The organism is Erwinia sp. L03-1, assembly GCF_058686115.1.
In genome coordinates, this window is the sequence record NZ_CM178762.1 from 1,199,939 (window position 1) to 1,226,257 (window position 26,319).

Consider the following 26,319-nt stretch of genomic DNA (forward strand, 5'->3'; position numbering starts at 1 on the left):
TCTGCCAGCGCCAGTTGCAGACAATTTACCAGGGAGAATTACCGGATGTCCCAGTTTCAGAGCGGCATTTTGCCCGAACACTGCCGTTTTGCCATTTATCTTGAAGCGACCGTGCAGGGTGATCTGGCGGATATCCGCCAGGCCTGCGGGGCGTTTTCGCGCCAGCTATTACAGCTTCAGCAGCGTTTCCCAGATGCCGCACTCGGGGCGGTTATTGCCTTTGGCAGCGCACTATGGCGCGATCTGAACCCCACCCATTCCGCGGATGAACTTAAGGATTTTCTGCCGCTGGGCAAGGGTATCGCACCGGCCACCCAGCGCGATATTCTGATCCACATCCAGTCCGCACGACACGATGTGAATTTTAATCTCGCCCAGGCGGCGATGAGCGCTTTTGGTGAAGCCTGGCATGTAGAGGAAGAGACGCACGGCTTCCGCTGTCTTGAAGATCGTGATTTGAGCGGGTTTGTTGACGGTACGGAGAATCCAAAAGGGGATCAGCGCCAGCGCGTAGCAATTATTGATGCGGGCGAGAACGCAGGGGGAAGTTATGTCTTCAGCCAGCGCTGGGAGCATAATTTGAAAATGTTTAATCGTCTGCCGGTGAGTAAGCAGGAGCAGATTATTGGCCGCAGCAAGGTGACCGACGAGGAGCTGGATGGAGATGCCCGCCCTGCGACCTCCCACGTGTCCCGCGTAGACCTTAAGGAGGAGGGCAAAGGGTTGAAGATTTTGCGTCAGAGTTTGCCCTGGGGCTCAGTCAGCGGTGCCAGCGGGCTGTTTTTTCTCGCCTACTGCGCCACGCTTTATAATATAGAGCGTCAGTTGTTGAGTATGTTTGGTGAGGCGGACGGCAAGTTCGATGCGATGTTGCGTTTTACTAAGCCGGTCAGCGGCAGCTATTTCTACGCGCCATCGCTGGCACAGCTGGCCGCGCTGTAGTTCGAGCCGTGACGCGCAATACAGGCTTGTTACCGGAACCGGTTTTAACCTTATGGATTACCCTGTGTGGGACTTAGTTTGCTGGCAGCTGTAACGTTTGCTGTTATTGCTGTTATTGCTGTTATTGCTGTTATTGCTGTTATTGCTGTTATTGCTGTTATTGCGGTGATACGGTGCAAAGCCCTGCGGGGACCGTTGTCACGCGGACCCGCCGCAGGCACATCCGTGTGGGCTCGACTCGCGCATCCCTGCGCTCGACGGTCCGCTCAGCCAACGGTCCCCGCCTGGCCTCAGGCTGTGTTGTCGCGGCTAAAAAACCTTTTCACACCTGGCCTCAGCTTAAAGAACTCTTAACACATAATCCCATTAGGTTCATAAGCACCTCTTGTCCTTCTTGTCGGCCGTACCCCGATGCAGATTTTAGTTTTTAGGCCTGCAATAAAGTCAGTGCCACTACAGTAGGTTCTGAGATGACTCAGTGCCAGAACACTAACAGGCCACGCCGCAGTCAGAAGGCGGTGTTGCGGAGCAGATAAGCCGGGTCTCTGCCGCAGGGATGCGGCAGTGAAGCCCCCAGGGAGGGGTTTACGGCGCCCCGGCGTTCTGATCCGCAACATAGCCCTGTCGCCGGAGCGGGTTTTGACCTTACTGCAAACAATACCGTCGTATTACCGGAGTAGGTTTTAACCTGGCTGGTATCTGTAAAGTTTGCTGTCCTTGCGGTGATACGGCGCAAAGCCCTGCGGGGACCGTTGTCACGCGGACCCGCCGCAGGCACGTCCGTGTGGGCTCGACTCGCGCATCCCTGCGCTCGACGGTCCGCTCAGCCAACGGTCCCCGCCTGGCCTCGGGCTGTGTTGTCGCTGCTAAAAACCTCTTCATGTCGTCCGGCTCGGGCCTACAAAATATTCGGCATGTAAGGCTGTCGTAATCGGAGCAGGTTTTGACTTTAGCCACTGCCAGAGAACCCGCAGGTTACTCCGCAGCCAGAAGGCGGTGTTGCGGAGCAAATAAGCCGGGTCTCTGCCGCAGGGATGCGGCAGTGAAGCCCCCAGGGAGGGGTTTACGGCGTCCCGGCGTACTGACCCGCAACATAGCCGTGTCGCCGGAGCGGGTTTTGACCTTAGCCGCTGCCAGAACACTAACAGGCCACTCCGCAGCCAGAAGGCGGTGTTGCGGAGCAGATAAGCCGGGTCTCTGCCGCAGGGATGCGGCAGTGAAGCCCCCAGGGAGGGGTTTACGGCGTCCCGGCGTTCTGATCCGCAACATAGCCGTGTCGCCGGAGCCGGTTTTGACCTTAGCCGCTGCCAGAACACTAACAGGCCACGCCGCAGTCAGAAGGCGGTGTTGCGGAGCAGATAAGCCGGGTCTCTGCCGCAGGGATGCGGCAGTGAAGCCCCCAGGGAGGGGGTTACGGCGTCCCGGCGTTCTGACCCGCAACATAGCCCTGTCGCCGGAGCGGGTTTTGACCTGCCTGCAAACAACATAGCCGTATCACCGGATCAGGTTTTGACCTTATGGATTACCCTGTGTGGGGGACAGGCACCTGTGACGTTTACTGTTGTTGCGGGTACCCGGTGCAAAGCCCTGCGGGGACCGTTGTCACGCGGACACGCCGCAAGCACATCCGTGTGGGCTCGGCTCGCGCATCCCTGCGCTCGACGGTCCGCTCAGCCAACGGTCCCCGCCTGGCCTCGGGCTGTGTTGTCGCGGCTAAAAAACCTTTTCACACCTGGCCTCAGCTTAAAGAACTCTTAACACATAACCCCATTAGGTTCATAAGCACCTCTTGTCCTTCTTGTCGGCCGTACCCCGATGCAGATTTTAGTTTTTAGGCCTGCAATAAAGTCAGTGCCACTACAGTAGGTTCTGAGATGACTCAGTGCCAGAACACTAACAGGCCACGCCGCAGCCAGAAGGCGGTGTTGCGGAGCAGATAAGCCGGGTCTCTGCCGCAGGGATGCGGCAGTGAAGCCCCCAGGGAGGGGTTTACGGCGTCCCGGCGTTCTGACCCGCAACATAGCCCTGTCGCCGGAGCGGGTTTTGACCTGCCTGCAAACAACATAGCCGTATCACCGGATCAGGTTTTGACCTTATGGATTACCCTGTGTGGGGGACAGGCACCTGTGACGTTTACTGTTGTTGCGGGTACCCGGTGCAAAGCCCTGCGGGGACCGTTGTCACGCGGACCCGCCGCAGGCACATCCGTGTGGGCTCGACTCGCGCATCCCTGCGCTCGACGGTCCGCTCAGCCAACGGTCCCCGCCTGGCCTCAGGCTGTGTTGTCGCTGTTAAAAACCTCTTCATGTCGTGCGGCCCCGGCCTGCAAAGTTTTCGACAGGCAAGGCCGTCGTGACCGGAACATGTTTTGACCTTAGCCGCTGCCAGAACACTAACAGGCCACGCCGCAGCCAGAAGGCGGTGTTGCGGAGCAGATAAGCCGGGTCTCTGCCGCAGGGATGCGGCAGTGAAGCCCCCAGGGAGGGGTTTACGGCGTCCCGGCGTACTGACCCGCAACATAGCCGTGTCGCCGGAGCGGGTTTTGACCTGCCTGCAAACAACATAGCCGTATCACCGGATCAGGTTTTGACCTTATGGATTACAGTGTGTGGGGAACTGGCACCTGTGACGTTTACTGTTGTTGCGGGTACCCGGTGCAAAGCCCTGCGGGGACCGTTGTCACGCGGACCCGCCGCAAGCACGTCCGTGTGGGCTCGACTCGCGCATCCCTGCGCTCGACGGTCCGCTCAGCCAGCGGTCCCCGCCTGGCCTCGGGCTGTGTTGTCGCGGCTAAAAAACCTTTTCACACCTGGCCTCAGCTTAAAGAACTCTTAACACATAACCCCATTAGGTTCATAAGCACCTCTTGTCCTTCTTGTCGGCCGTACCCCGATGCAGATTTTAGTTTTTAGGCCTGCAATAAAGTCAGTGCCACTACAGTAGGTTCTGAGATGACTCAGTGCCAGAACACTAACAGGCCACGCCGCAGTCAGAAGGCGGTGTTGCGGAGCAGATAAGCCGGGTCTCTGCCGCAGGGATGCGGCAGTGAAGCCCCCAGGGAGGGGTTTACGGCGTCCCGGCGTACTGACCCGCAACATAGCCCTGTCGCCGGAGCGGGTTTTGACCTTAGCCGCTACCAGAACACTAACAGGCCACGCCGCAGCCAGAAGGCGGTGTTGCGGAGCAGATAAGCCGGGTCTCTGCCGCAGGGATGCGGCAGTGAAGCCCCCAGGGAGGGGTTTACGGCGTCCCGGCGTTCTGACCCGCAACATAGCCCTGTCGCCGGAGCCGGTTTTGACCTTAGCCGCTGCCAGAACACTAACAGGCCACGCCGCAGCCAGAAGGCGGTGTTGCGGAGCAGATAAGCCGGGTCTCTGCCGCAGGGATGCGGCAGTGAAGCCCCCAGGGAGGGGTTTACGGCGCCCCGGCGTTCTGACCCGCAACATAGCCCTGTCACCGAAGCGGTTTTTGACTTTAAGCCCGCAACATAACCCTGTCACCGGAACCGATTTTGACTTCAATTCCCGTAATATTCCCCTGTCACCGGACTAAACTCCTTTTCTGCCACCTGCATAAATAATTCCACACCCTTATAGCGTTTTAAACTTGTAAATCACCAAACGGTATATAAAACCGTTACTGCTTTTCGTCTGGTTATAAATACACTGAGCGCTCTGCAAAGGCGTACGGCCAGTTTGAATGACCAGGGTGGATAATGACGTTAGCGAACCACAAAAAAAGCACAGGCGGTTTCGCTCTCTTGCTGCTGCTGGCCAGTTCAGCCCAGGCTACCGAACTGCTAAACAGCTCATATGACGTATCACGTGAGCTCTTTGTCACCCTGAATGCGCCTTTTGAACAACAGTGGAACGCGCAGCACAGCAACGACAAACTCACCATCAGACAGTCTCATGCGGGTTCCTCCAAACAGGCGCTCGCCATTCTGCAGGGCCTTAAGGCGGATGTGGTCACTTACAACCAGATAACCGACGTTCAAATCCTGCACGATCGCGGCAACCTTATCCCGGCAAACTGGCAGCAGCGCCTGCCCAATAACAGCTCACCCTTTTATTCGACCATGGCCTTTCTGGTTCGCAAGGGGAATCCAAAAAACATCCATGACTGGCGTGATTTGGTCAGAAACGACGTTAAATTGATTTTCCCTAATCCAAAAACCTCTGGTAACGGGCGCTACACCTGGCTCGCCGCCTGGGGAGCTGCCGATAAAGCGGATGGCAGGAATAAAGCAAAAACGGAAGCATTTATGACGCAGTTTGTTAAAAATGTTCAGGTATTTGACACCGGTGGGCGAGGGGCGACCACCACCTTTGTTGAGCGAGGACTGGGAGACGTGCTGATAAGCTTCGAATCCGAGGTCAACAACATTCGTAATCAGTATCCGCAAGGCGATTACGAAGTCATCGTGCCGAAAAACAACATCCTTGCCGAATTCCCGGTAACCTGGGTCGACGCGAATGTCGACGCTAACCACACTAAAACGGCGGCGAAAGCTTACCTGAATTACCTCTATAGCCCACCTGCGCAAAAAATCATGACGCAATATTACTACCGCGTGAACAACCCGCAACTGATGACCCAGCAGAAAGATCGCTTTCCGCAGGTTGACCTGTTTCGGGTAGAAGAGGCCTTCGGCGGCTGGCAGCAGGTGATGAAAACCCAGTTTGCTAACGGCGGTGAGCTGGATAAATTATTAGCAGCAGGACATCAGTAATGTTTGCCTCCAAAAGTAAGCGCGTGCTGCCCGGCTTCGGACTGAGCCTGGGCAGCAGCCTGTTTTTTACCTGCCTGATCCTCTTGTTACCGATCAGCGCGTTATTAATGCAGCTCTCGAAAATGACGCTGAATGAGTACTGGCAGGTAGTGACCAACCCACAAATGATCGCCGCCTATAAAGTCACTCTGCTTTCAGCGGGAGCAGCCTCTATTTTCAACGCCTTTTTCGGCATGCTGATGGCATGGATCCTGACGCGCTATCGTTTCCCGGGCCGCGCCCTGCTCGATGGTCTGATGGATCTTCCCTTTGCATTGCCCACTGCGGTAGCCGGTCTGACCCTGGCGGGGCTGTTTTCGGTCAATGGCTGGTACGGTCAGTGGTTAGCCCAGTTTGATATAAAAGTGTCGTATACCTGGCTGGGCATTGCCGTGGCGATGGCCTTCACCAGCATTCCCTTTGTGGTACGAACCGTACAGCCCGTGCTGGAAGAGCTGGGGCCGGAATATGAAGAGGCCGCGGAAACCTTAGGGGCCACGCCGTGGCAGAGCTTTCGTCGCGTGGTGCTGCCGGAGGTTGCTCCTGCGCTGTTGGCTGGTACCGCTCTCTCTTTTACCCGCAGTCTGGGAGAATTTGGCGCGGTGATCTTTATCGCCGGGAACATTGCGTGGAAAACCGAAGTCACCTCGCTAATGATATTCGTCAAGTTACAGGAATTTGACTACCCCGCAGCCAGCGCAATTGCTTCAGTCATCCTGGCCGCTTCTCTGTTGCTGCTGTTTGCGATTAATACCTTACAGAGCCGATTTGGCCGTCGTATTGGAGGTCACTAATGGCGGATGTAACCGCACTTAACAGTATCGGACGAAGCCGCGCTAACTGGGGTAAATGGGTTCTTATCGCGCTGGGGATGTTGATTTCACTTGGACTGCTGGTGGTGCCGCTGATTGCTATTTTTGTCAGCGCTTTCTCCGGCGGCATTGGTGCCATCTTAAGTAATATTAAAGACGGCGATATGCTGCATTCGATCTGGCTGACGATACTGATGGCGCTGATTACCGTACCGGTAAACCTGGTGTTCGGGACGCTGCTGGCGTGGCTGGTCACGAGGTTTGACTTCCCTGGCCGCCAGCTCTTGCTGACGCTTTTTGATATTCCTTTCGCCGTATCGCCCGTGGTGGCAGGCCTGATGTATTTGCTCTTTTGGGGCGTTAACGGCCCGGCGGGCGGCTGGCTGGATGCGCATAATATCCAGCTTATGTTTTCATGGCCGGGCATGGCGATGGTAACCATTTTCGTCACCTGCCCATTCGTGGTCCGGGAACTGGTGCCGGTAATGCTCAGTCAGGGCAGCAATGAAGACGAAGCGGCCATATTGCTGGGGGCATCCGGCTGGAAAATGTTCTGCCGGGTGACGCTGCCAAATATTCGCTGGGCGCTACTCTATGGGCTGGTGTTAACCAATGCCCGCGCGATTGGCGAGTTTGGCGCAGTCTCAGTTGTCTCAGGCTCCATTCGAGGCGAAACCTATACGCTGCCGCTACAGGTTGAATTACTCCATCAGGATTACAACATCGTTGGCGCTTTTACGGCCGCTGGCCTGCTGACTCTGATGGCAATAGCGACGCTGTTTGTCAAAAGTGCTGTGCAGTGGCGGTTAGAGCATCAGCATAAGCGTCTGGAACAGGAGGGGAATCATGAGCATTGAAATCAGTAGCATTAACAAATCATTCGGTCGCACCCGGGTGCTGAACGATATTTCGCTGGATATCCCTTCCGGTCAGATGGTGGCACTACTGGGGCCTTCCGGCTCAGGAAAAACCACGCTGCTACGCATTATTGCCGGTCTGGAAAATCAGAGCAGTGGGCGCCTCAGCTTTCATGGCAAGGATGTGAGTCATCTGCACGCGCGCGATCGTCAGGTCGGCTTTGTTTTTCAGCACTATGCGCTATTCCGCCATATGACGGTGTTCGATAATATCGCTTTCGGTCTGACGGTACTTCCGCGTCGTGAGCGGCCATCGTCTGCGGCGATTAAAGAGAAGGTGACCCGACTGTTGGAGATGGTGCAGCTGGGACACCTTGCATCCCGCTTTCCTGCGCAGCTTTCGGGTGGCCAAAAGCAGCGGGTCGCGCTGGCGCGTGCGCTTGCGGTCGAGCCACAGATACTTCTGCTGGACGAACCCTTTGGTGCACTGGATGCGCAGGTGCGTAAAGAGCTGCGTCGCTGGCTGCGTCAGCTGCATGAGGAGCTCAAATTTACCAGCGTGTTTGTCACCCATGACCAGGAGGAGGCGATGGAAGTTGCTGACCGGGTGGTGGTGATGAGCCAGGGCAATATTGAGCAGGTTGGCACCCCAGACGATGTGTGGCGCGATCCGGCAACACGCTTCGTGCTGGAGTTTCTCGGTGAGATAAACCGCTTCGATGGCGAGGTCCATGGCGCCCAATTCCAGGTAGGCGCACATCACTGGCCACTGGGTTATACATCGGCACATCAGGGAGCCGTGGAGCTGTTCCTGCGCCCCTGGGAGATAGACGTCAGCCAGCAGAGCAGTCTTGAAACGCCACTGCCGGTGCACATCCTTGAGGTCAGCCCGCGTGGTCATTTCTGGCAGGTAGTGGCACAGCCATCCGGCTGGGGACAGGAGCCTGTAACGCTGGTGGTCGAGGGTTCCCAGGCTGCACCGGTTCGCGGCGAGCGCCTCTTTGTTGGCCTGCAGCAGGCTCGGTTATATAAAGGCGATACGCCGCTGCGACAGGTTGCCTTTGCGCAAAGCGCCTGATATTTTCATCTGGAACCGGGTCAGGCTTGCCTGACCTTTTTTTTGCCACTTTTCTGCCAGATTCGGGAATAACTCTGTGACCACCCTGGAAAATACCATCGGTAATACGCCGCTGATTAAACTTCAGCGGCTGACGCCCGACAACGGCAGTGAAATCTGGCTTAAGCTGGAAGGGAATAACCCTGCAGGTTCTGTGAAGGATCGTGCCGCACTTTCGATGATTCAGCAGGCTGAAAGGCGGGGTGAAATTCAGCCGGGGGATGTGCTTATTGAATCGACCAGCGGCAATACCGGTATTGCGCTGGCGATGATTGCCGCTATGAAAGGCTATGTGCTTCGCCTGCTGATGCCGGAAAATATGAGTCTGGAGCGCCAGGCGGCAATGCGCGCTTACGGCGCAGAGCTGATCCTGGTGAGCCGCGAAATGGGCATGGAAGGCGCTCGCGATTTGGCGACAGATATGGCGGCAAGAGGCGAGGGTAAACTGCTCGATCAGTTTAATAACCCGGATAATCCGCTAGCGCATTACACCACCACCGGGCCGGAAATCTGGCGGCAGACGCAGGGGCGACTGACCCATTTCGTCAGCAGCATGGGAACGACCGGTACGATTACTGGCGTAGGGGCTTTTCTGAAAGAGCAGAGTCGCGAGGTGCGGATTATTGGGCTTCAGCCCGCTGAGGGCAGCAGCATTCCAGGTATTCGCCGGTGGTCGGGTGACTATCAGCCGGGCATCTTTCGACCCGAGCTGGTGGACAGCATCATTAATATGACTCAGGAGCTGGCAGAAAATACGATGCGCCAGCTGGCCCAACGCGAAGGTATTTTCTGCGGAGTGAGTTCCGGCGGCGCGATCGCCGGTGCAATACAGGTGGCGGAAAGCATGCCTGGTAGTGTTGTTGTAGCAATAGTGTGCGATCGTGGCGACCGTTATTTATCTACAGGTGTTTTTCACTCTTATCAAAGCGTATAAGATTATGTAATAAATAAGATGCGTAGCAATTATTCGATTAACTTTTTTATTTATGGTTCAGATAAATGTACTGCATCAGGACTTATTCGGTTTTATCTGGACCTAATTAGCTGGTTTGTATTTTATTTAAATTCACTTCCCTTTTATTGTGGATTGTGTGAAGATTATTAACTCATGCATGTTAGAAGCTTAACGCCTGTTATACATTTAAACTGTATTGGGTGTTTATTTAATGCATGAGTTTTATTATGGATTGTTTATTATATGAAAGGACTATTATGAAAAATTTCGAAAGTAAAAAAAACGGCGCGACGAAAGTTTTTCTATTCGTATCAGCGATTTTAAGTGGCAGCGTATTTACAGCAGGCGCGGCTTCGGTTATTGATATCAAATCACCTACCGCCGGTGTATCACATAATATTTACCCTGAATTCAACGTAGGTCATGACGGCGTTATATTCAATAACAGTAAAAACGCGAGTGATACGCAACTGGCGGGTAAGATCGCGGGTAATAGTAATTTTTCCAATGAATCAGCTCGGGTGATTCTGGCAGAAGTGCGTTCGCAATCTGGAAAAGCAAGCCAGCTGAACGGCATGATGGAAGTTGCTGGAAATAGAGCTGAGCTGATTATTGCTAATCCAGCGGGTATTGATTGTAATGGTTGTGGTTCGATCAATACCAGCCGTCTCACTCTGGCTGCGGGTTCAACGCTGGTTGATAACCTCAGCAGCACATCATCAGGATCCATCTTCTTCACCATTGGCAAAGGCCAGGTGACGATTGGTAATGACGGGATGAAGTCAGGTCAGACCGATTTTACTGATATTATTGCCAGCGCAATTAAAGTAAATGGCGAACTTCAGGCAAAAGATCTGGATCTGCATACCGGTGAGATTACCGTTGCTCGCGCACCGGGTCGGGCCGATTTCTTCTTTGACAATGGCTCAGTTTCCTCCGGCGACCGCCCGGAACTGGCGCTGGATGTTTCATCATTAGGTAGCATGTATGCCGATCGCATCACTCTGGTGGGTACAGACAAAGGCGTGGGTGTGCGGAATGCAGGAACAATAGTCTCGAAAGGCGATCTCCTGCTCACTGCCAAAGGTAACTTTGTGAATGAAAAATCAGCAGGTATTACCGGAGATTTTGTCTCTATCGGTATGAAGGACGATCACATCATTAATCACGGAAAAATTAGCGGAGATTCTTTCGTCACGCTGACGGGAAAACGTGTTATCAACGGTGAGAGTGGTAATATTTCTTCCGAAAATCACATCTTTGTGACTGCAGATGAATTCCAAAATAACGGTAAGGTTGCAGCAAACGGTTTTGCTGCACACTTCAGTCCTGATGGAACGAAATTCATCAACTAAAATATAGTAGTCACCCCTGAACAGGATGGTTCAGGGGTTTTAATAAAAAGGGAATTTTACTTTGAATATCGCGCAATTTATTACTTTAATATTAACCATTACCGTTTTACCCTCTGCTTTTTCCTCTACGCTTGAACAGCGTGAAATCAATCAGAGTGTACAGGATAAAGTAAGGGAAGAGAGTAGTGCTAAGCCTGGTAAAGCTGTTCGGGGTGAAAATAAGGTTAAAGACCCTCAGATTATCGATTTCCCGGATGAAAAACCCTGCGTAGTGATAAAGAAAATAACATTAGAGAATGTTGATAAGTTCCCCTATCGGCTTTACCTGAAACAGTTTGCTAACCAGGGAACAGGACGCTGCATTGGTATCAAAGGTGCAACAGCAATCTCAACTGCGTTACAAAACAGACTTATCAGTTATGGGTATATTACCACGCGTATAGAGATCCCCGAGCAGGATGTTAATGCTGGCACGTTGCGTTTTACTATCATCCCCGGCGTGGTTGATAACTTCCAGCTGACGCAGGCAGACGAGCGCAACATCAATCTCTTCACGACCTTTCCTATGAGGAAAGGAAGCCTCCTTAACCTCCGCGATCTTGAACAGGGTCTGGAGAATATGCAGCGTGTTTATGGGACACAGGCCCGTATCCGACTTACTCCAGGGGAAAGCGAGGGGGGGAGCGAGATCAACGTAAAACACGCTGGATCACGACTATGGCGGGCAGGGCTGTGGATGGATGATTCAGGAAGCCGGTATACGGGGCGTTATCAGGCAGGTGCAACGCTCTATCTTGATAATCCTGGCGGTATTAACGATAACCTGATGGTTGCAGCCGGGGGAAACCTCTTCAAGAGGGACGCCAGAGGGTCAAGTAACCAGTATTTCTACTACTCAGCGCCCTTTGGCTACTGGACGTTCGATATCTTTGGCGCTAAATCAAGGTTTGAGCAGAAAATCTCCGGTGACTACGCCACCTTTCGCTTTCATGGCCAAAGTAATAGCTTAAGCGTGGGCGCGAAACGGGTTATTGCCCGTAGCGGGAATTCAAAAACTACCCTTGGCGTCGAGTTACAGAAAAAAAGATCGAGAAATTACATCGAAACGACGGAGTTATCCCTACAGCAGCGCAATAGTACAGCATTGAAAACGACTCTGAAACATCAGCGCTATCTGGAATGGGGCGACCTGGATGGAGCGGTTTCTTTCCAGCGTAATCTGGGCTGGTTTAATGCGCAACCAGAAGCCATAAGGCAATCCATTGGCTACAGTCCGCAGGCAAGGATAGCCACGCTATCGACGGGTTTGACCGTTCCATTTACTCTCGCACAGCAGAATATGAGCTATCAGACCAATTACCTTTTGCAGATTTCACCTGACAGGCTGACCCCCCAGGAGAAATTTATCTTAGGTAACCGCTGGGCCGTAAGGGGGTTCGATGGTGAATACAATCTTAATGCAAGCCAGGGCTATTTATGGGGCAACACACTTAATTTAAATTACCCTGCCCACGGTGTACAACTCTATCTCGGTGTGGATTATGGTCGGGTTATGGGCAGAGGAAGCGAATCATTGTCTGGCAGGCAGCTGATGGGCAGCGTTATTGGGATCAACGGCTGGAAATGGAATACGGGATATAACCTTTTTTTGGGGGCGCCATTGTATAAACCCGCTAATTTTCAAACTGACTCTGTAAATCTTGGCTTTTCCGTCAACTGGCAATATTAGTAATTTATTATGAATGTTACAGGAATCCTTCTTTAGGGATATTGTTTAATTGTCTGTCATTCTAATTATTGCTATTTAAATTTTATTGTAATGCTGCATAATCTTTCTGCTGGGGGGATTACCTTTTCCTTAGAGTATATCTGTTGGAGCCATGTAGCTGAGCACAACGTTGATCGCAGGGATGCGCGAGTCACGGCGACGGGAATGGAGTCATGCCGTATCTGCATTGTGCCTGGCACGCCCACGATAGGCAATAACCAGGAACGGGATGACTCGCAGTGATTTGAAGGAGTATGGGGCTCCTGAAGATATATAGTGCTTTTAAATAATTAGCTTGCGATGCAATTAATTATTTTAATCAAAAAGGACATTTCATATGAAATTTAATAAATTGTTAGTATCTGTAGTGGCGGTGTTAAGTAATAGCATGTTTTATGCCAATGCAGCACCCATTCATAACATTAACAATCCAATTCAAAATGGAGTATCGCATAACATTTTTCCGGAATTTAATGTTGGAAAAGAGGGTGTGATATTTAATAATAGTCTGGAAGCAGTAAATACCCAACTCGCTGGAAAAATCAACGGCAATAGTCATCTGGATAAAGCGGCAAGTATCATTATTGCAGAAGTCCGCTCAAAGTCTCCCGCAGCGAGTCAGCTGAGCGGCATGATGGAAGTAGCAGGTAAGAAAGCTGAGCTGATTATCGCTAACCCCGCTGGTATTAATTGCAATGGCTGTGGTTCAATTAACACCAGCCGTTTTTCCCTTGTTGCTGGTTCCGTTTTATCCAATAAATGGAATCCGGCAACCATTTTCTTTAATGTTGATAAAGGACAGGTTACGATTGGTGAGGGCGGTATGCATCCAGGTCAGACCGACTTTACCGATATTATTGCCAGGGCAGTGAAAGTCAATGGCCTGGTTCAGGCTAAGAACTTATCGCTACTCACAGGTAAGATCGAGGTTTCGCGTCATCCGGGGAAACAAGACTTTGTGTTTAATAACTCCACTAGCTATTTCGGGAAACCTGCTTTTGCTCTGGATGTGACTGCCCTGGGCGGCATGTATGCCGATCGTATTACTCTGGAAGGAAATGAAGCTGGCGTTGGCGTCCGTAACGCGGGGATGATGAAGGCTAATGATCTGCTGTCCCTGAAGGCTAAAGGTAGTTTTACTAATAATCAGTCAGCGAAAATGCATTCAGGAAATCTCCTGTCTGTCTATGTACGAGACACAATAGTTAATCAGGGTGAAATGAGCGCTACGACTAACCTGGATTTAGAGGCAGCCTCTGTGAAAAACATGAAAAATGGGATCATCTCAGCGGATAAAAATGTCTTCGTTACTTCAAAAAACTTTAACAACAAAGGTATTGTTTTTGCTGGAGAGGATGCCGTTCATTTTTCCCCATCTGGCATAAAATATATTAAATAGAAAAGCGTTGTGTTGGTCTGTAGGTGTATAATGTGAGTCATAGACTCATCCCGTAAATAAATGCTCGCTTTAGTGAAGCTTGCATATTTATAAATCAGTGAACTTAAATTGTTGAGTGCACTTTTACTTGAAAATTCAAAAAGGATTTTATTTTATGAAGTTTATTAGCAATTCAATGAAGTTAAATAAATCGTCGTTACTTATCGCGATGAGCTTAGGTTGTGCTGCATTTTCAGTAGGTGCGGTGCCCGTTATTGATATTAATGCGCCGATTAAAGGCATATCACATAACATTTACCCTGAATTTAATGTTGGTAAAGAAGGCGTCGTGTTTAACAACAGCATGTCAGATACCAACAGCCAGCTCGCGGGTAAAATATCCACCAATAATAACCTGCTGAATAATATTTTCACAAATGGCCCGGCAAGCGTAATTATTGCTGAAGTGAACGCTAATTCAGGCGCACCCAGCCAGCTTAATGGTCTGATGGAAGTTGCGGGCAAAAAGGCTGATTTGATTATTGCTAATCCAGCAGGCATTAATTGTAACGGCTGTGGTTCAATCAATACCAACCGTCTATCTCTGGTGGCCGGTAAAACCATTCCTGATGCCTTTAATACCAGTATTTTTGGTAGTAGTGATATCTATTTCCAGATTACAGATGGGAACGTCATTATTGATAAAGGTGGTCTGAAGTCTGGTAAGACAGATTATACCGATATCATCGCACGCGCAGTAAAAGTGAATGGCGAGATTCAGGCAAATGATCTGGCAATCCTGACCGGGGAAATGAACGTAGCAAGGAAGAAAGGGCGGACTGATGCCATCTATAATAGCGTCTCCACCAGTGCCGCTCGTCCCTCTTATGCCCTGGACGTCTCTACACTGGGAAGCATGTATGCAGATCGCATCAGCATGGTGGGATCGGAAAAAGGTGTTGGAGTGCGTAATGCAGGAGCAATTGCCGCCAAAGGCACGCTTTCCCTTGATGCCAGCGGCCGAATCACCAACGAGAAGACTGGCAGTCTGTCATCGGATGCGTCGATGTTGATTACTTCCGCTGAAGGCCTTATCAATCGTGGAAAAATGAGTGCACGCGATAATTTACTTGAGGCTAAGTCTGTAGAAAATGCTGCCGGGGGCACGATTTCTTCTACTTCCACCACCCTAATCCGTACGGATAGCTACAAAAATAGTGGTAAAGCAGATATTGGTGGTCTTTATGCACAGATAGGATCGACCGGCCGCTTTACCATGCTGAAATAACAGCGTCCCCGTGACCGGCCTTATCGGCCTGGTCACCCTGACGTGGTCATGTTTTTTAAACTTCCTGCCCGCATTTATGTGGGCAGTTTTTTTTTGCTTAGAGGGACAGGATACTTTGTGGGCTAATCTTTCTGTTAACTAATAAAGAACATCACCTCGTTCACACCTTGAGTTAACATGTAAGGATTGGGTAAAACAGGCTGCTATTGTTCCGATAACAGGCGAAAATAGCGGCTGAATCTATAAGAGAGTGCGCATGAAAATTTTACTGGTTGACGACGATCTCGAACTGGGCACGATGCTCAGTCAGTATCTGATTACAGAAGGATTTGATGCTTCACTGGTGCTAAACGGCAAGGCCGGAATCGAAGGAGCCATGTCGGGTGAATACAGCGCGATGATCCTCGATATTATGCTGCCGGATATGAGTGGTATCGACGTGCTTCGCCAGGTTCGTCAAAACTGCCGTCTGCCGGTGATTATGCTGACGGCGAAAGGCGACAATATCGATCGCGTGATCGGGCTGGAAATGGGGGCAGATGACTATGTGCCTAAACCTTGTTACCCGCGCGAACTGGTTGCCAGGCTGCGCGCCGTGCTGCGCCGGGTTGACGAGCAGCCAGTCATTGTCGAGAGTAAAGAGATGGCGGTCTGGAGTGACCTGACCCTTAATCCCGCCACGCGTATCAGCGAGTGGAGGAAGCAGCCGTTCGATCTCACCGCTTCGGAATTCAACCTGCTGGATCTGCTTATTCGCGCGCCGGATCGCGTGGTATCAAAGGATGAGCTGTCCGAAAAAGGGCTTGGCCGTCCTCGTGAAGCCTACGATCGCAGCGTGGATGTGCATATCAGCAATATTCGCCAGAAGCTCGTGGCCCTGACACAGGATACCGTAACCATCGAGACCGTCCGCAGCATAGGTTATCGCATACGATGACGGCTGGATTTCGCGGGCTGCTATTCTGGAAGATCCTGCTGGGGTTCTGGCTGACGTTTCTGCTGATGAGCCAGCTGCTATGGCTGAGTTTTTCACTGTACGGCAAGCATCATGAGCCGCCAGAAAACCTGACCGCCAGGCGCATCGTAAACCTGCAAATGACCTCTGCCGTATCCGTGCTTCAACGTGGTGGTATAGAAGCGCTCAACGATATGATGGCGGACTGGCCAGCCAGCGATCGGCGTTTCTTTTCGATTCAGATGATGAATAAACCTCCTCAGGAGAAGCCGCGCAGCGATCTCAATCGTGATGTACTGAACGGTGAGTTTCCGAAAGAGGTTATCGAGTGGGTAAGCGGGGCAGATGGCCGACAGTATCAGCTGCGCTATGACGTGGCGGGGCTGCGGAACGACAGCAATATGGGCGGCCCGCCCAGACATTTCCTTAATGTTCCGGAGCCGCTGCTGTTTATGGCGGGCTTTGGCGGCCTGTTATTCAGTCTTTTTTTGGCCTGGAATCTGACCCGTCCCATGCGTCAGCTGCGCAAAGGTTTTGATCGGGTATCCAAGGGCGATCTTTCGGTACGCCTGTTTCCGGCCATGCGCCGTCGTCACGATGAACTGTCGGCGGTAGCGCAGGATTTCGATTCCATGGTTGAACGGTTATCCGTGCTGGTCAGAGCGCGTGAAGAGCTGCTGCACGATGTCTCCCACGAGCTTCGGTCACCTCTGGCGCGGCTGCAGCTGGCTACCGGACTGGCCCGACAGACGCCCGAATCAGTTGGTCAGTCGCTGGACAGGATTGATGAAGAAGCGCGGCGTCTGGACAAAATGATTGGCGAATTGCTGACGCTTTCCAGAGCCGAGCATGAAAGCCTGCCGGATGAGCAGTACTTTGATCTGTACGGGCTTTTAGAGGCGGTGGCTAACGATGCACGCTATGAGGCGCAGATACCCGGCGTAGACATTTTGCTCTTCGCTGACAGAAATGCTGACTATACCGTTAAGGGCGATGCCAAGCTGATCCGCTCAGCGCTGGAGAATGTGATCCGCAACGCGCTGCGTTTTTCTCTTCAGGGGCAGCAGGTTAGCGTAACCCTGCGGCAGGAAAACGGCTGGCTGTCGGTGAACGTTACCGATCAGGGGCCGGGTGTCGATGCCGACAAACTTTCAAGCATTTTTGATCCTTTTGTACGGGTTAATACGCCTCTCTCCGGCAAGGGGTATGGGCTGGGGCTTTCCATTGTACGCAAGGTGGTACTGGCTCATCAGGGGGAGGTAAGTGCGTTTAACGGCAGAAATGGCGGTCTGGAGCTGACCATCAAACTGCCGCACTGGGTAGTGTAGCCTCTCGCTACGGTGGTATCATCGCGAGAGCCAAACGTTTGCACATCACTTCAAATGAGGTAGGGATGAGTAAAGCAGTTCCCAGTAAGCAGCTGAGCGAATTTCATCTGTTGCTGGCGGAGATTAGCGACAACCCGGTGCTGCGCGAAATTCTGGCCAATCTGATGGCACGCAGTTCGCTTATCGTGTCGCTCTACCTCCGGCATGATGCCCCTGACTGTCAGTGCGGCGAGCACAGCAGCATCATTGAGGCGTTAAAAACAGGTGATATCCGGCTCGCTCAGACGCTGATGGAAGAGCATCTGAATGTTATTGAGCAACAGCTTAATCTCAAGACTTCTCCCGAGGTGTTTGATTTGCGGCAGGCATTGCGGATAAGCGCCTGATCGCACATCACGCGGAAACAGGCAAAAAAAGCCCTCTGATTGCTCAGAGGGCTTTGATTCAAGAAGCGCTGATTATTTTCTGATGCGGATAACCGGGGTTTCACCCACGACAACGTTACCCGTTAGTTTAACCAGCTCTTTGATCTCATCCATATTGGAAATGACCACTGGCGTCAGCGTAGATTTCGCTTTTTCTTCCAGAAGCGCCAGATCAAATTCGATGACGACGTCACCTTTTTTAACCTTCTGCCCTTCTTCAGCGATACGCTTAAAGCCTTCGCCCTTCAGTTCAACCGTATCAATCCCAAAATGGACAAACAGCTCGATGCCGTTGTCTGATTCAATGGAAAATGCATGATTGGTTTCGAAAATTTTACCGATGGTACCATCAACCGGCGCAACCATTTTATTGCCAGTCGGTTTGATAGCGATACCGTCGCCAACAATTTTTTCTGCGAACACCACATCCGGTACGTCTTCGATATTGACGATCTCTCCTGACAGCGGTGCGACAATCTCAATGGCTCCAGTTGAGGTATCTGACTTATCGCCAAAAAGCTTTGAAAACAAACCCATGATTTTCTCCTAAGCAGTAATATTGGGCCAGCGTCACGAGGTCTCAGCAGAGTGTTTTTTCTTCAATGAACTTGTTGACCAGGTTCATCAACTCGTCCGCTGTAGGTTGAGCCATTGCCTGCTCTGCTAATGCCTTCGCATCCTCATAATTCGTATTACGAATAATTTTCTTGATGCGTGGGATAGAAATGGCACTCATGCTGAACTCGTCCAGCCCCATTCCCAATAACAGTAGTGTAGCACGTTCATCGCCTGCCAGCTCACCACACATGCCTGTCCATTTACCTTCAGCATGAGATGCATCAATAACTTGCTTGATAAGCGTCAGCACCGAAGGAGACATTGGGTTATACAGATGGGAGATTAATTCATTGCCACGATCGACCGCCAGCGTGTACTGAGTCAGATCGTTAGTACCGATACTGAAGAAATCGACTTCTTTCGCCAGATGATGGGCAATTGCCGCTGACGCCGGGGTTTCAACCATGATGCCCGCCTCAATGCTCTCATCAAAGGCCTTGCCTTCTTCGCGCAGCTGGCTTTTCAGGCTCTCAAGTTCGCCTTTCAGAATACGCACTTCCTCAACGGAGATCACCATTGGGAACATAATGCGCAGCTTACCGAATGCCGAGGCACGCAGGATGGCGCGTAGCTGGGCATGAAGAATTTCGGGACGATCCATTGCGATGCGGATCGCACGCCATCCGAGGAAAGGGTTATCCTCTTTTGGCAGGTTCATATAGGGCAGGTCTTTATCGCCGCCGATATCCATCGTGCGAACAATCACCGCCTGTGAGCCCATTGCTTCGGCAACGGCTTTATACGCCTGGAACTGCTCTTCTTCGGTCGGGAGTGACTCACGGTCCATAAACAGGAATTCGGTGCGATACAGACCAACGCCTTCAGCCCCATTGCGCTCTGCGCCCGCAACGTCGCGCACGGTACCGATGTTGGCACAGACTTCAACCTGATGCCCATCCAGCGTAATGGCCGGCAGATCTTTAAGCTTGGCGAGATCGTTCTTTTCGGTAACGTACTGGGTCTGGATCGCCTTCAGTTCGTCAATTTTTTCCGAAGTCGGGTTAATGTAAATACTGTTATTTACCCCGTCGAGGATCAGGAAGTCGCCATTTTTTACCTGGCTGGTCACGTTTCCAGTGCCTACGATAGCGGGCAGCTCAAGTGAGCGGGCCATAATCGAGGTGTGGGAAGTGCGACCACCGAGGTCGGTGATAAAGCCCAGCACCTTGTCCAGGTTTAGCTGAGCCGTTTCTGAAGGCGTCAGATCTTTAGCGACCAGCAGAACCTCTTCCGCAATGGCGCTCAGGTCAACGATGTGCAGCCCAAGGATGTTCTGCAACAGACGCTTACCGATATCACGTACGTCAGCCGCGCGCTCTTTCAGGTATTCGTCGTCCAGCTCCTCCAGCGCCTTCGCCTGGCCTTCAATCACAGAGAATGCGGCCGCGTCAGCAGAAGCCAGATCGTCTTTAATCAGGGCTATGATTTCCTGCTCCAGCTCTTCATCTTCCAGCAGCATAATATGCCCTTCGAAGATGGCTTCCTTCTCTTCACCGAAGGTTTCTCCGGCTTTGATTTTGATCGCTTCCAGCTGCGTTGAAGCCTTTTTACGACCATCGAGAAAGCGCTGAACTTCCTGACCGACCAGGTCGGCAGAAATCTTTTTCCGGTTGATAACTATCTCATCTTCTTTCAGTAGAAGAGCTTTACCAAAAGCGATACCCGGTGATGCTAAAATTCCTGAAATCATAACCCTACCTTTTTTTATAACTGATAATCACCTGAGGCGATCAATCCTGGACTGTCGGCTAATCTACTCAGCGAGCCGGGCGCATCAGGCTTTTTGCAATTTGAACATTGCCTTCGGCTGGCCCGCAAAGGAGTTTACGAAAGCAACAACGCGGACAAGCTGTCCGCGATCAATATGTTTGCACTAATTTCACCTGATAAGGCGGTGAGCAGACAGTCAGAGGGTTTACTCGAGTTCGGCCATCAGCTTAACCAGATGCTCAACGGCTTTCTGCTCGTCTTCGCCTTCCGCCGACAATGTGACGACGGTACCCTGAGTCAGACCCAGCGTTTGCAGCTTAAACAGGCTTTTTGCGCTGGCTGACTTGCCGTTAGACGTCACGGTAATGTCTGAGTTAAATGCTTTCGCTTCTTTCACAAACTGCGCAGCAGGACGGGTATGCAGGCCGTTTGGTGCAGTGATGGTAACTTCTTGCTGGAACATTATTTTTCCCCAACTTATGTCGTTTGATGTTGTTGAACTAAAGTCTAGTCTGAGAGCGAGACTTTAGCCTGGATGTGTCGCGCTGGTCTGCGTTCAATAACGCGCCAAAAACTGCGCTGGTCAGGCTGGAATCGGCGATGCGCATTCAGTGATCCACGCTTCGCTTTCCCTTGCCCCATTATGCCGCTATTTAGGCTGCCGCGCCAAACCAGTAAATCGATTCAGCTTGATCCAGTTCAAAGGGCGATTAATTTCACGGGCCGAATTAATTGGTTGCTTAGATAACAGACACTGGCGGGTAATTGCAATCTGCATCCAGGCAAAAGTTTGACGCAGTCCACAAAAAAGCACCCATTTGGGTGCTTTTTTACTCAATTCAGCGCAAATGGCATTACTGCTGCAATTCTTTCTCGGTAAAGAGATCGGCAAACAGGGCAGTACTCAGATAGCGTTCGCCAGAGGAAGGCAGGATCACGACAATATTTTTATTGGCAAATGCCTCTTCCTGCTGAAGCTTCAGCGCGGCCGCAACGGCTGCGCCGGAGGAGATACCGGCGAGGATCCCTTCTTCTTCCATCAGACGACGGGCCGTCGAAATGGACTCTTCGTTAGAGATAGCCACCACGCGGTCAATCAGATTCAAATCGAGATTGCCCGGGATAAAACCGGCACCAATCCCCTGAATTTTGTGAGGGCCAGGCTTGATCTCTTCACCCGCCAGCGCCTGAGCGATAACCGGCGAATCGGTAGGCTCAACCGCGACCGTTATCAGCTCTTTTTTACCCTTAGTGTTTTTAATATAGCGACTCACGCCGGTTAGCGTACCGCCGGTGCCGACGCCAGCAATAAATACGTCAACTTCACCATCAGTATCCTCCCATATTTCGGGACCGGTGGTTTTCTCATGAATTTCCGGATTAGCCGGATTGCTGAACTGTTGAAGCAGAACAAATTTATCCGGCTCGTTGGCAACGATCTCTTCCGCTTTTGCGATGGCGCCTTTCATTCCTTTGGCGCCTTCGGTCAGGATCAGCCTGGCACCCAGCGCTTTCAGCAGCTTGCGACGTTCAACGCTCATGGTTTCAGGCATGGTTAGCGTGAGCTTATAGCCGCGTGCGGCGGCTACGTAGGCCAGCGCAATACCGGTGTTACCGCTGGTCGGCTCAACCAGTTCAATACCGGGTTTCAGAATACCGCGCTTTTCAGCGTCCCAAATCATACTGGCACCGATACGGCATTTAACGCTGAAGCTGGGGTTGCGTGACTCAACTTTTGCCAGAATGCGACCGTTACCGATGCGGTTCAGTCGAACCAACGGCGTATGACCGATTGTTAACGAGTTGTCTTCATAGATCTTACTCATAGCCCGTCCTTACTGTATGAAATTTTGGGAATACTAAGAGCATACCCCGTTCAATTTCTCAAGGAAGTGAAGAAATCGTATATATATATGTTATGCAGCAATAAGGGTAAATGAAATGGCATAAGCAGCCTCTACTAACGGCTGTACTGCCCGCGGTAGCGATCCACCCACATCGCCGTTGCGCCGCAAACGGCGACTGGCATGATCGCTAAATTCAGAATGGGCACCAGCGTAAAGAGGCTGACCAGGGCGCCAAACTGCATATTGTCGGTTTTGTGCTGTTTCAGTGCCTGACGCATCTCCCGGAAGCTGACCTTATGATTATCGAACGGGTAGTCGCAGTACTGGATAGATAACATCCATGCGCTGAAGAGAAACCACAATAGCGGTGCCACCGTCTGGCCAAAACCCGGAATAACGTGGAGTAATAGCAGCCCAAGGGCGCGGGGAAGATACCAGACAAACTTTTGCCATTCGCGCTTCATAATGCGCGGCAGATCCCGGACCAGCGCGCCCCAGCCGCTATCGGGCAGTGGTTTACCGGTCAGCCTTGCCTCAAGCTGTTCAGCCAGCAGGCCGCAGAACGGGGCGGCTATCCAGTTAGCGACCGTCGAGAAGAAGTAGCTGAATATCAGCACAATCGAAATCACGCATAGTGGCCATAGCAGATAGCTCAGCCACTGTAGCCAGCCAGGTATGAGCGTCATCAGCGCGGGAACCCATTTACCGAGCTGCCAGAACAGCCAGATAAATGCGCCCCCCATCAGCACGATATTAAGCAGCAGCGGGACAATGACGAAGCGGCGAATACCGGGCAGACGAACCAGCCTCCACCCTTCGGAAAAATAGTGGATACCCTGCGAGCGAGCGGGGGAGTGATGTCGGGTCATAGGCTGCTTTTCTCCTTTATGCGGCTATGCGGCGCTATCATAACGCGATCATTTATGCAGGCCGAGGGGCTTTTGCATGAAAAAGCAGCAAAAAACCGTGTTGATGCACGCTTATTTGTCAGAAAATACTGCATGGACTTGCACTTGTTACCCAGGGCAAATACAGTTAGAGGATAAAGTTTGCCGCGGTGGCAAGGTATTGGAACAACAGAGAATACAATGATGCAGGATTTGCGTCTGATATTAATCGTTGTTGGCGCGATCGCCATAATAGCGCTCTTACTTCATGGCCTCTGGACCAGCCGTAAAGAGCGCTCATCCGTTTTTCGCGATCGCCCTCACAAGCGTTTAAAACAGGATAAAGAAGAGTCTTTCGACAACGCTGATGATGGCGTGGGGGAAGTGCGGGTGCAGCGCCCACGCTCGCGCGGGGATGATGAGGCTGAGCCTGGTTTCGAAGCCCGCAGCGTTGATGATGCGCCAACGCGGCCATCAAAGACTCGCCCACCCGCAAAGCCTGTGCGACATCAGCCGCTGGCTGATACGCAGCCGGAACTGGATCCTCTGTTTAGCGGTGAGCTTCCCCATGCGCCTGAACCTGAGGAACCTGAATTCGTCGCCGAACCCGTTCAGCGTCCTCAGCCTGTGCGACCATCAGCCCCGCCGGTTAAACCCGTGGCCGTTCCGGCAGAGCCTGTCGAACCGACCTTTGAACCTGCTTTCGATCCGGTCGTTGAGGAAGACGCTCAACCCAATGCGCCAGTTGAAAAGCCTGCGCCTCCACGGCAGGAGCGCGCAAAAGAGACGGTGCTGGTGCTGCACGTCGGCGCACATGCAGGCGGTGTATTGAATGGTGAGGCGCTGCTGCAAGGAGTCCTGCAGGCTGGCTTCCAGTTTGGTGAAATGAATATCTTCCATCGTCATCTCAGCCCGGCGGGCAGTGGTCCGGTCCTCTTCAGCCTGGCCAATATGGTTAAGCCCGGATCATTCAATCCGGATGAGATGTCCGACTTCTCCACGCCCGGCATTTCAATTTTTATGATGGTGCCCTCGTACGGTGATGCCAATCAGAACTTCAAGCTGATGCTTCAGTCCGCACAGCGTATTGCCGACGACGTTGGCGGCGTGGTTCTGGATGATGAGCGCCGCATGATGACGCCGCAAAAGCTGGAAACTTATAAAAACCGTATTCGTGATGTGATTGAGGCTAACGCCTGAACCGCAACCGGGTCGGGATGACAACCTGAATTCACGTTTGACAAGACCCCCGCCTGCCGGGGGTTTTTTATCGTTATGGTGCCGCTATGCAATCCGTTCAAGACCAAATTATCGCGCTTCAAACTGCCCTCCGCCATCATGAATACCAGTATCATGTTTTAGACGCGCCGGACGTTCCTGATGCGGAGTACGATCGTCTGATGCAGGAGCTTAAGGCGCTGGAAGCGGCGCATCCTGAGCTGATTACCCCGGATTCGCCGACGCAGCGCGTGGGGGCCGCACCGCTCAGCGCATTCGGGCAGGTTCGGCATGAAGTGCCGATGCTGTCGCTGGATAATGTGTTTGATGAAGAGAGCTATCTCGCTTTCAACAAGCGGGTACAGGACAGGCTGAAAAATAGCGATAACATCACCTTCTGCTGTGAACTGAAACTGGACGGTCTTGCCGTCAGCCTGCTGTACGAAAACGGCCTGCTGGTGCGGGCGGCCACGCGCGGCGACGGCACCACCGGTGAAGATATTACCGCCAACGTGCGCACCATTCGCGCCATCCCGCTGCGTTTGAGGGGGGACAACATCCCCGCGCGTATTGAAGTGCGCGGTGAGGTCTTTATGCCGCAGGCGGGATTTGAGGCGATGAATGAGGAAGCGCGTCGCAAAGAGAGCAAGGTGTTCGCTAATCCGCGCAACGCTGCGGCAGGTTCGCTGCGCCAGCTTGACCCCCGCATTACCGCTAAACGCCCCCTGACGTTCTTCTGCTACGGTTTCGGCCTGCTGGAAGGCGGTGATATGCCGCGTACGCACCACGCCCGACTCCAGCAGCTTAAAGCCTGGGGTGTGCCGGTAAGCGATCGTATTCGCCTGTGTCACACTCCGGAAGAGGTACTGGCGTTTTATCATCAGGTGGAAGCGGCGCGTGAGACGCTCGGTTTTGATATTGATGGCGTGGTCATCAAAGTGGATTCTCAGGAACTCCAGGAACAGCTTGGCTTTGTCGCCCGCGCGCCGCGCTGGGCGATTGCGTTTAAGTTCCCGGCGCAGGAACAGCTGACCTGGGTACGGGACGTAGAGTTTCAGGTGGGTCGTACCGGCGCGATTACGCCGGTCGCCCGACTGGAGCCGGTGCAGGTAGCGGGGGTGATGGTCAGCAATGCGACATTGCACAATGCAGATGAAATTGATCGCCTGGGTTTGCATATCGGCGATCGCGTCATTATCCGCCGCGCCGGGGATGTTATTCCCCAGGTTGTGGGCGTGGTTGCGGCCGACCGCCCGGATGATGCCCGTACGATAGTGTTTCCTGGCCACTGTCCGGTATGTGGATCGGATGTAGAGCGGGTAGAGGGAGAAGTGGTTGCACGCTGTACCGGCGGCCTGATCTGTGGCGCGCAGCGTAAAGGCGCACTGAAGCACTTTGTTTCACGCCGGGCGATGGATATTGATGGCCTGGGCGACAAACTTATCGACCAGCTGGTGGAAAAACAGTATGTCGAAACGCCTGCCGATCTCTTCAGCCTTACCGCCGGCAAGCTGACGGGCCTGGATCGGATGGGGCCAAAATCAGCACAAAACCTGGTCAGCTCGCTGGAAAAAGCGAAGCAGACCACGCTGGCCCGCTTTCTCTATGCTCTGGGGATTACCGAGGTGGGCGAAGCGACCGCCGCCAACCTGGCTGCACATTTTGGTAAGATTGAAAGCATTATCAACGCCTCTTTAGAAGAGCTGATCGCCGTGCAGGACGTCGGCGAGGTGGTTGCCAGCCACGTGCGAAACTTTATGGACGAAGAGAGCAACCGGGAAGTGATTCGCCAGCTGATCGAGGTGGCAGGCGTCACCTGGCCGGCAGTTGAGGTGGTTAATAAAGACGAAATTGACAGCCCCTTCGCCGGAAAAACCGTGGTGCTGACGGGTTCTCTGACCATTCTGTCTCGCGATGAGGCAAAAGATCGCCTGGCTGCGCTGGGCGCTAAGGTCAGCGGCAGCGTGTCGAAGAAAACGGATCTGGTTATCGCCGGTGAAGCGGCAGGCTCTAAGCTGGTGAAGGCCCAGGCGCTGGATATTAAGATTATCGACGAGGCTGAGCTCATTCGCCTGCTGGATAACTGAG

Annotated in this window: 20 protein-coding genes; 15 read left to right on the forward strand and 5 right to left on the reverse strand. The window is 52.5% G+C overall.

The window, feature by feature from the left end; translation table 11 throughout:
* The first annotated feature begins 45 nt into the window (after nucleotides 1–45).
* The 13 genes from AC4PCC_RS05530 to AC4PCC_RS05590 all read left to right on the forward strand — a co-directional run bounded on the left by AC4PCC_RS05530 (nucleotide 46) and on the right by AC4PCC_RS05590 (nucleotide 17,912).
* Complete coding sequence (locus AC4PCC_RS05530) at nucleotides 46–942, forward strand: Dyp-type peroxidase (protein WP_492126670.1); 897 nt, start codon at nucleotides 46–48, stop codon at nucleotides 940–942.
* A 3,715-nt stretch (nucleotides 943–4,657) separates the two neighbouring features.
* On the forward strand, nucleotides 4,658–5,674 hold the full coding sequence (locus AC4PCC_RS05535; protein ID WP_492126671.1) for a sulfate ABC transporter substrate-binding protein: 1,017 nt from the start codon (nucleotides 4,658–4,660) through the stop codon (nucleotides 5,672–5,674).
* Nucleotides 5,674–6,507: a sulfate/thiosulfate ABC transporter permease CysT gene (cysT, locus tag AC4PCC_RS05540; RefSeq protein WP_067708201.1), complete on the forward strand. Its 834-nt coding sequence runs from the start codon at nucleotides 5,674–5,676 to the stop codon at nucleotides 6,505–6,507. Before AC4PCC_RS05535 ends, cysT begins: the two co-directional genes overlap by 1 nt.
* Nucleotides 6,507–7,382: a sulfate/thiosulfate ABC transporter permease CysW gene (gene cysW / locus AC4PCC_RS05545; RefSeq protein WP_492126672.1), complete on the forward strand. Its 876-nt coding sequence runs from the start codon at nucleotides 6,507–6,509 to the stop codon at nucleotides 7,380–7,382. Before cysT ends, cysW begins: the two co-directional genes overlap by 1 nt.
* Nucleotides 7,372–8,460 (forward strand): sulfate/thiosulfate ABC transporter ATP-binding protein CysA, encoded by a 1,089-nt coding sequence (gene cysA, locus AC4PCC_RS05550; protein WP_492126673.1) that lies wholly within the window; start codon nucleotides 7,372–7,374, stop codon nucleotides 8,458–8,460. Before cysW ends, cysA begins: the two co-directional genes overlap by 11 nt.
* A 76-nt stretch (nucleotides 8,461–8,536) precedes the next feature.
* Nucleotides 8,537–9,433: a cysteine synthase CysM gene (gene cysM / locus AC4PCC_RS05555; protein ID WP_492126674.1), complete on the forward strand. Its 897-nt coding sequence runs from the start codon at nucleotides 8,537–8,539 to the stop codon at nucleotides 9,431–9,433.
* Between the two features lie 278 nt (nucleotides 9,434–9,711).
* Nucleotides 9,712–10,809 (forward strand): filamentous hemagglutinin N-terminal domain-containing protein, encoded by a 1,098-nt coding sequence (locus AC4PCC_RS05560; RefSeq protein WP_492126675.1) that lies wholly within the window; start codon nucleotides 9,712–9,714, stop codon nucleotides 10,807–10,809.
* A gap of 61 nt (nucleotides 10,810–10,870) precedes the next feature.
* Entirely contained in the window at nucleotides 10,871–12,538 is a 1,668-nt protein-coding gene (locus AC4PCC_RS05565) for a ShlB/FhaC/HecB family hemolysin secretion/activation protein (protein WP_492126676.1), read from the forward strand.
* A gap of 376 nt (nucleotides 12,539–12,914) precedes the next feature.
* A complete protein-coding gene (locus AC4PCC_RS05570; RefSeq protein ID WP_492126677.1) occupies nucleotides 12,915–13,976 on the forward strand; it encodes a filamentous hemagglutinin N-terminal domain-containing protein in 1,062 nt (353 codons plus the stop codon).
* Between the two features lie 154 nt (nucleotides 13,977–14,130).
* Nucleotides 14,131–15,243 carry a filamentous hemagglutinin N-terminal domain-containing protein gene (locus AC4PCC_RS05575; protein ID WP_492126678.1) on the forward strand — a complete coding sequence of 371 codons (1,113 nt, stop codon included), beginning with the start codon at nucleotides 14,131–14,133 and terminating at the stop codon, nucleotides 15,241–15,243.
* A 256-nt stretch (nucleotides 15,244–15,499) separates the two neighbouring features.
* On the forward strand, nucleotides 15,500–16,180 hold the full coding sequence (locus AC4PCC_RS05580; protein WP_492126679.1) for a response regulator transcription factor: 681 nt from the start codon (nucleotides 15,500–15,502) through the stop codon (nucleotides 16,178–16,180).
* Nucleotides 16,177–17,526, forward strand: a complete 1,350-nt coding sequence (locus tag AC4PCC_RS05585; RefSeq protein ID WP_492126680.1) for an ATP-binding protein — start codon at nucleotides 16,177–16,179, stop codon at nucleotides 17,524–17,526. Before AC4PCC_RS05580 ends, AC4PCC_RS05585 begins: the two co-directional genes overlap by 4 nt.
* 65 nt (nucleotides 17,527–17,591) lie before the next feature.
* Nucleotides 17,592–17,912, forward strand: coding sequence for an FCD domain-containing protein (locus tag AC4PCC_RS05590; RefSeq protein WP_492126681.1), 321 nt, complete (start codon nucleotides 17,592–17,594; stop codon nucleotides 17,910–17,912).
* A gap of 72 nt (nucleotides 17,913–17,984) precedes the next feature.
* On the opposite strand, the gene crr is transcribed toward AC4PCC_RS05590, so the two are convergent.
* From crr to cysZ, 5 genes are all read right to left on the reverse strand, one after another.
* Nucleotides 17,985–18,488 carry a PTS glucose transporter subunit IIA gene (gene crr, locus AC4PCC_RS05595; RefSeq protein WP_416250272.1) on the reverse strand — a complete coding sequence of 168 codons (504 nt, stop codon included), beginning with the start codon at nucleotides 18,486–18,488 and terminating at the stop codon, nucleotides 17,985–17,987.
* Nucleotides 18,489–18,531: 43 nt separating this feature from the next.
* Nucleotides 18,532–20,259, reverse strand: coding sequence for a phosphoenolpyruvate-protein phosphotransferase PtsI (ptsI, locus tag AC4PCC_RS05600; protein WP_492126682.1), 1,728 nt, complete (start codon nucleotides 20,257–20,259; stop codon nucleotides 18,532–18,534).
* 225 nt (nucleotides 20,260–20,484) lie between these two features.
* Nucleotides 20,485–20,742 carry a phosphocarrier protein Hpr gene (ptsH, locus tag AC4PCC_RS05605; RefSeq protein ID WP_067705882.1) on the reverse strand — a complete coding sequence of 86 codons (258 nt, stop codon included), beginning with the start codon at nucleotides 20,740–20,742 and terminating at the stop codon, nucleotides 20,485–20,487.
* A 391-nt stretch (nucleotides 20,743–21,133) separates the two neighbouring features.
* Nucleotides 21,134–22,105, reverse strand: a complete 972-nt coding sequence (gene cysK, locus AC4PCC_RS05610) for a cysteine synthase A (protein ID WP_492126683.1) — start codon at nucleotides 22,103–22,105, stop codon at nucleotides 21,134–21,136.
* A gap of 134 nt (nucleotides 22,106–22,239) precedes the next feature.
* The gene (gene cysZ / locus AC4PCC_RS05615; protein WP_492126684.1) at nucleotides 22,240–22,995 is read right to left on the reverse strand and encodes a sulfate transporter CysZ; all 756 of its coding nucleotides are present in this window, start codon (nucleotides 22,993–22,995) and stop codon (nucleotides 22,240–22,242) included.
* A 219-nt stretch (nucleotides 22,996–23,214) separates the two neighbouring features.
* Here cysZ and zipA point away from each other — a divergent pair, with 219 nt between their 5' ends.
* Nucleotides 23,215–24,213: a cell division protein ZipA gene (zipA, locus tag AC4PCC_RS05620; RefSeq protein WP_492126685.1), complete on the forward strand. Its 999-nt coding sequence runs from the start codon at nucleotides 23,215–23,217 to the stop codon at nucleotides 24,211–24,213.
* Nucleotides 24,214–24,299: 86 nt separating this feature from the next.
* Complete coding sequence (gene ligA / locus AC4PCC_RS05625) at nucleotides 24,300–26,318, forward strand: NAD-dependent DNA ligase LigA (protein ID WP_492126686.1); 2,019 nt, start codon at nucleotides 24,300–24,302, stop codon at nucleotides 26,316–26,318.
* The last annotated feature ends 1 nt before the right edge of the window (nucleotide 26,319 follow it).